At 58.0% G+C, this 6,590-nt stretch carries 6 protein-coding genes; 1 reads left to right on the plus strand and 5 read right to left on the minus strand.

Going from position 1 to position 6,590, the window contains the following annotated elements; translation table 11 throughout:
* From PKC81_RS14115 to PKC81_RS14130, 4 genes are all read right to left on the minus strand, one after another.
* A partial coding sequence (locus PKC81_RS14115) for a recombinase family protein (protein WP_324337176.1) occupies nucleotides 1-303 on the minus strand: 303 nt, incomplete at its 3' end.
* Between the two features lie 60 nt (nucleotides 304-363).
* Nucleotides 364-912: a type IV secretory system conjugative DNA transfer family protein gene (locus tag PKC81_RS14120; protein WP_324337178.1), complete on the minus strand. Its 549-nt coding sequence runs from the start codon at nucleotides 910-912 to the stop codon at nucleotides 364-366.
* Between the two features lie 85 nt (nucleotides 913-997).
* A complete protein-coding gene (locus tag PKC81_RS14125; RefSeq protein ID WP_324337180.1) occupies nucleotides 998-2,248 on the minus strand; it encodes a hypothetical protein in 1,251 nt (416 codons plus the stop codon).
* Nucleotides 2,249-2,363: 115 nt separating this feature from the next.
* Nucleotides 2,364-2,936, minus strand: coding sequence for a recombinase family protein (locus PKC81_RS14130; RefSeq protein WP_324337182.1), 573 nt, complete (start codon nucleotides 2,934-2,936; stop codon nucleotides 2,364-2,366).
* Between the two features lie 149 nt (nucleotides 2,937-3,085).
* Between PKC81_RS14130 and PKC81_RS14135 the strand changes: the two genes are divergently transcribed.
* The gene (locus PKC81_RS14135; protein ID WP_324337184.1) at nucleotides 3,086-6,031 is read left to right on the plus strand and encodes a Tn3 family transposase; all 2,946 of its coding nucleotides are present in this window, start codon (nucleotides 3,086-3,088) and stop codon (nucleotides 6,029-6,031) included.
* A gap of 15 nt (nucleotides 6,032-6,046) precedes the next feature.
* Here PKC81_RS14135 and PKC81_RS14140 read toward each other — a convergent pair.
* The coding region (locus tag PKC81_RS14140) for a type IV secretory system conjugative DNA transfer family protein (protein ID WP_324337186.1) at nucleotides 6,047-6,590 on the minus strand (544 nt) is incomplete at its 5' end.

Genomic DNA, 6,590 nt, shown 5'->3' on the forward strand with positions numbered 1-6,590 from the left:
CGTCGAACTGGTGAGATCGATGGCTTCGGTCAGGGAACGAAACCCGATTCCGCGCCGGTCGAGATCGAGCACCGTGTTGACGACATGCTGCATCGAGCGGCCCAGACGGTCGAGCTTCCACACCACCAGCACATCACCGGGAGTGAGTGCGGCAAAAGCTTTATCGAGGCCGGAGCGGCTTTTCGTCGCACCTGATATCGTGTCATCAAAGATCAAATCGCAGCCCGCCGCAAGCAGGGCGGCGCGTTGCGGATCAACAGTTTGATCGCGGGTCGACACCCGCGCATAGCCAACCAATTTCATGGGGTAATTTTGGTGCTGATTTTTGGTGCAAGCAACACCCTGTTTTTGCTGGGTTAGCCCTTATGCACCAAAATCGTCCGTTTTTGGTGCGTCGTCTTTCTTCTTCGGGGCGTAATTCAGAGTGGGCGCGGCAAAGGCCCATGGTGTCGGTTGAGATTTTGGTGATTGTTGCGGAACTGGTGCGGCAAGCACGGGAGGCTCTTCACGCAGATTCCGGCCCAATGTTTTCAACTCTGGGTCATTATACCACCGCAGCTTGTCGGCCAAAACCGGATTGGCATTTTCGATGAACAAGATTTGCGCGTCACGATCCATGCGCATCAGCTCATCAGGGAAGACTAAAGGCCTTGCTGTCAGGCCAAAATTGACCGAGCTGGAGCTAGACCCACCGCCGGGGCCGTGAGAGTTGCTGTATGACGTCGAGCGGAGCGTTTGCGTCGTGCTGCCCAGCATCTTCGAGACATACTCCGCCGTTTTCCAGTCGCGCGTGTTGAAGACCTGGATCACGCCGGAATTGGCGATGAAGGTGGACCAGCTCTTGTCATACAGGCCCTCAAGTTGCGCGAGATCTTGTATGATCGCGTGGATCTGAATGCCAAGGCCCGCCATCAGGCTATAGGGCCCCAGTGCATTATTGGGACACAGATTCACGGTAGGGCCTTAAATGCCTCTGTCCTGCACATTTTGGCCAGCCTTATCTCCGTTCGTTTTCCACGCCGAGCTCACGCCATAGCCAAGAATAATCATACGTTGCCATCGGGTCTGTATCGTCGGGCTGTTGGGCACTTCGATTTTCGATATATTTCAGCCACTCCACAAGTTTGACTCGCCCGTTCGCCGACTTTGAGGCTGCGCGCGGGGTGATGTCCCCAAGCATGCCGACTGGCTGATCGAGTGTTTCTCGATATGATTTGTCGAGCATCTCATGAACAAGCTTGGTCGCAATCTCTGGCGGGACGACCGATTGGGGCGCCTCATTTCCTTCATGATCCGCACGCATTTGATCGATGGTTTGAATCTCGGTTAGCGGCGCGCGCACCAGATTTCCAAGAGCTTTAGCAAATAACGGCGTGCCTGCTTTCGCACGTTCTGCCGAATTCACTGTCAGGGTGACGAACCGTCCTTTCATCTCAATATTGCCCAGTATTGGGGTGCCGTCTTCCATCGTGCTGTTGAACTCCACACCGCCATCTTTCTTGTCTTTCCGTTTGGTTGGCTTGGTGCCCAACCAATTCCAGAACGTCGCGCTTTCGCGATGCAGTGTTTTGACGGTATCAAGCTGTGTGCCAATGGCCGTTTGGGTCACGCCCGCAGCGATTGGGAAACGCACACTATGGAAGACCAGTTCGTCGCCATCGCTGTTGTAAACCATCGGCGCAATGAGACCCATGGCCTTGGGCAAGGTGTCGAACAGCCAGGCATTGGTGAACAGCGACGCTGCGTCGGCGAGCAGCGCATCACGATCGGCATGAATGCCTTCATCCCGACTTTGCCGGCAAAGGTCATCAAACCCCTTCTGAAACAGCGTTGTGCCTTCCAGGGTAAAAGGCAACACACCACCAGCCAGAATGTACTTGCCGTTCATTGGCACAACGCGTGCCGCGATCCTGTCCCATGTTTTGAGCGATTGCGTCGCCGAATGTTCATGCACGAGCAGCGGCTCACCGCCGCGCACCATGTCGCGGAGCGTCATCGATTGGCCCGGTACAATTTCGCTGGCTTCATAAAGGCTCATCACCGATGTGCGTAGCGCCTTCATATAGGTTTTGCTCTGTACTTTTTCGTTCCAGCCCCGCCGTTTGATATAATCATCGACAATGTTGACGCCGTCAGGATCGAAGCCCTGTGTCAGAAAATCCTCGAACGCGCAGCCCCAAAGCGTGCGATCCCAGTGTTCCCCCAGAATTTCACCAATCTCTTCATATTCGATGTCAAGCGCGGTCATTATTGGCGCAAAATGGTCGCCCATGACCTCTTCAAGTCGGTCGTGCCACTCGGCACGCGACAGATATTTGATGAGTCCGCTCAAATCATTACTGGGTTTCATGCGGTCATTCTCCTCACAAAGCGGCCTCCTGCCGTGCAGCAGCGAGGACCCTGCTGATCGTTGGTTCGCTGACGCCATAAAGCTTGGCCATCTGCGCGGCGGTCTTTCGACCGGTTATCACGTTTTCCACGACATCGCCGCGCTGCGAGGGTGTGAGTTTCGGGCGACGCCCACCTACACGGCCCTCAGCGCGGGCTTGAGCAAGGCCAGCGGAGGTGCGCTCGCGGATCATCGCGCGCTCGAACTCCGCGAAGCTGCCCACCATTTGCATCATCATCCGTCCTGCAGGGGAAGTCGTGTCGATGTTTTCGGTGAGCGAACGAAACCCACCGCCTGCGGCTTCGATGCGGTCGAGGATGTGAAGCAGGTCCTTGAGCGAGCGCGAAAGCCGGTCGAGCTTCCAGACGGTCACGACATCGCCGGTGCGGAGCTGGTCAATCATCCGGTGCAGCTCGGGACGATCCCAGCGTCCGCCACTGGCCGCTTCCTCGAATATGCGTTCGCACCCAGCTCCTTTGAGCGCGCGACGCTGGAGCGCCGTGCTTTGATCGTCGCCTTTCGAGACACGGGCGTAGCCGATCAGCACCTGTTGTCCCTTTCACAAACGAACGTTTGTGTCGCCAATTTGAGCCGAACGGAAATTGGCGACATTGCGTCTTGCAATATCCTCTTTCAAAACGATGGCAAATGGCAAGAGGTTTTTGAAGGGAATTTGTAGTGCCCGCCCGTATCCCGATGACAGAAAAGCAGCGGGCGGCACTGCTGGCGCTGCCAGACACCGAAGAAGCGGTCGTCCGCTATCACAGTTTCGATGAAAATGACCTTGCGGCCATCGCGGAAGCTCGCACTCCGGAAACCCGGCTCGGCTATGCGCTCCAGCTTGGCTGCCTTCGCTTTCCCGGAAGGCACCTGCAAAAAGGCGAATTGCTCCCGGCTATCATGCTCGACCATATTGCCGAGCAGATTGGCGTCGATGTCGATGTTATCGCCCAGTTCGCTCGCCGGATGCAAACCCGCTACGAGCAGCTCGCTGCCATCAAGCGGCGGTATGGTTTTCACGATCTCACCCACCCCCGGCGGGCAGAACTTGCCAAATGGCTTGCCATTGAGGCGCTTGGCCTGACTGACGGCAAGGTTCTGATCGAACGACTGATCACCAGAATGCGCGAGCAGCGCATCATCATCCCGGGCGTCTCGGTGATCGAGCGCATGGCCGGTGAGGCGATGCACGCTGCTGATGCCTGCGTCACAAGCGATGTCCATGCTCTGATCGACGACGAACAGCGCAGCGCGCTTGAAGCCCTGCTGATTGAAAAAACCCATGCACAGCAAAGCCGCCTCAGCTGGCTGCGCGAACCGGCGTCACGGGTAGGAGGTCGAAGCCTCCTCGAAATCCTCGACAGGATCGATTTGGTTCGTTCAACAAAATACGCCGAGGTCACTGTTCCCGACGAATATTTGCCACGGCTCGCATTGATGGCGCGCGAGGGTGCACGGCACACCGCGCAGGCACTTCAGCAGATGGGACCGGCACGCCGCCTGACAACATTGGTAGCAACACTGCGGGAGCTGGAAGCAACATTGAGCGATGCAGCAATTTCGATGTTCTCGGCATTGGTCGGTCGCGCCAATCTCAATGCGCGCAAACGGCTTGAGGAGACGATTGCCGTTGCCGATGAACAGGGGCGTGCACGGCTGACGCGCATTGCGGCAGTACTCGAAGCATTGGCCAAGGCTGCTCGTAGCGGCAGCGATATTGCTGTTGCCGTCACGGCAATCGCCGAGCTCGACATCATTGAAGCCGATGCCGCGCTGATCAGGCGAACGATCAAGCCGGGGCGGCCCGATGTCCTGGGTGAGCTCGTGTCAGAATACCGGGTCTTCAAGCAGGTTGGCGGCCGATTTCTTGCGTCTTTCGCATTCGAAGGCCGAACGGCAACAGCACCGCTGCGCACCGCGATGGGGGTGTTGATTCAACTCGCTGGAGACTGGCGTAAAGCGCTGCCTGCTGACATTCCGCTCGGGCATATCGACCTGCGCTGGCATCGCCATGTCGTGAGTGGTGGGAAAATCGACCGCACCTTTTGGGAACTGGCTACCTACTTTGGAGTTTCGGCCGCACTGACGTCCGGTGATCTCTGGGTTCCCACATCGCGCATCCATCGCTCGCTTGAAGATTTGCTGACGCCGCGAATACCAGCGACCGCGAATGTTACTGTGCTTTTGCCGAAGTTACCAAGGCTGAGCGCCGACGAATGGCTCAGCCAGAAAGCAGCTCAGCTGGACGCTGCCCTGCTCGAAACGGCCAATGGGCTGTCTGGCAAAGAACAGCTACTGTTCACCGGTGACAAGCTCAGATTCCCCAAAGGGCCCAAGGCCGAAGAGCTTGAAAATGATCCCGCCAAGCTGCTTGCCTCGCGCACCTATGGCGCGCTGCCGACGATCCGGATTACAGATGTGCTGTCGCAGGTCGCCCGGTGGACTGGCTTCGTTGATCATTTTGGGCATGTATCGTCAGGCCTGCCGCCGAGCGACGAACGGGCATTTCTCGCCGCGTTGATAGCTGAGGCAACCAACCTGGGCTTGACGCGAATGGCCGATATTTGCGGTGTAGCGTCCCGGCGGGCGCTACTGCGGATGCAGACCTGGCACATGCGTGAGGACACATTCCGCGCCGCGCTTGGATCTTTGACCGATGCCATTCATGCCGAGCCGATGGCCAAGTGGTTCGGTGAAGGCTGGCGCGCCTCTGCCGATGGCCAGCATTTCTACCTCGGAGGCCCAGGCGAAGGCGGTGGGACGGTCAATGCGCACTATGGCCGTGATCCCATCGTGAAAATCTACACGACGATCACGGATCGCTACGCGCCGCTGCACCAGACTGTTATCGCCGGAACGGCAGGCGAGGCCATCCATGCGCTTGATGGCATACTCGGGCACGAAAGCGGGGTAGCCATCTCATCGCTGCATACTGACGGCGGCGGTGTGTCGGATATTGTGTTTTCTGTCATGCATCTGCTCGGCCTGAATTTTGAACCCCGCATCCCGCGCCTGTCCGACCGGCGACTTTACGCCTTCGAGCCGAAGGCGCGTTATGGAAGGTTGGCACCGCTGTTTGGTTATCGGCTCGATGCAAATCTAATCCGCGCGCACTGGGATGACATCAACCCTCTGATTGACGCGATGCGTAACAAGGTCGTGACGCCGTCGCTGATCTTCAAGAAGCTCTCGGCTTTCCGCCAGCAAAACTCACTGGCGGCAGCACTGCGCGAAATAGGCCGTGTCGAGCGCACCCTGTTCACGCTCCGCTGGTTCGAGGATCCAGCACTGCGCAAGCAGGTCACTGCCGAACTCAACAAGGGCGAAGCCCGTAACACACTGGCGCGGGCCGTGGCATTCCACCGGCTTGGCCGTTTTCGTGATCGCGGCCACGAAAATCAGCAGACCCGTGCCGCCGCGCTCAATCTCGTTACAGCCGCCATCATTCTGTTCAACTGCCGATCACTAGATCGCGCAGTCAGCGCGCTCAACATACGCGGAGCCGGCAGTAATGACGAAGCACTTGGGCAGCTTTCACCGCTTGGTTGGGATCACATCAATCTGACCGGCGATTATGTCTGGTCGGACCCGGCAGAATTTGACGCCGATGGCTTCCTTCCGCTCAAAATCCGCCAGCGATGACCTGGCGGGCGAGTACTACCGTGAATCTGTGTCCCAATAATGCACTGGGGCCACGATGTCGGCAATGCCCAAGGCGATCACCAGACGCAGCCACCGATGATGAATCGGCAGGTAATCGACGGGCAGCACCAGAAACACGGTCAGGGGATCATCGCCCTTGAGGTCGGCAAAGCGGAAGTCGCTTTGCCCTAGATGCTCGCGCAGCAGCGGGCTTTCGAGGAACAGTGTGTTCGCCTGCGCGGTTGAAAAAACGCCTGCCCGCACTTCCTCGGAAAGGCTCGCAAGGCGGCTTGCTGTGTTGACCACCGCCGGGATGGTTGAACGGGCCATCGCCTCGCCTAGATCGAAAAACTCTTCCGGTGTGCAGCACAAAATATCGCGCACGCGCCCAAGGTGGCGACGGCCTGCCTCTTCTGGCGCTGTGGCAACATGGAGAGCAATGCCAAACACCGCGCCCTTGGCCTGATCATCCCAGAACGGGTCTTTCTCGCTCTTGTTCGTGATGAGCGCTTCGGCCACCAGCATCGCATCTTCAATCAGGCTAGGGCTATCAGCTTGC

It is taken from the genome of Sphingorhabdus sp., assembly GCF_035329025.1.
Lineage (GTDB): Bacteria > Pseudomonadota > Alphaproteobacteria > Sphingomonadales > Sphingomonadaceae > Sphingorhabdus_B.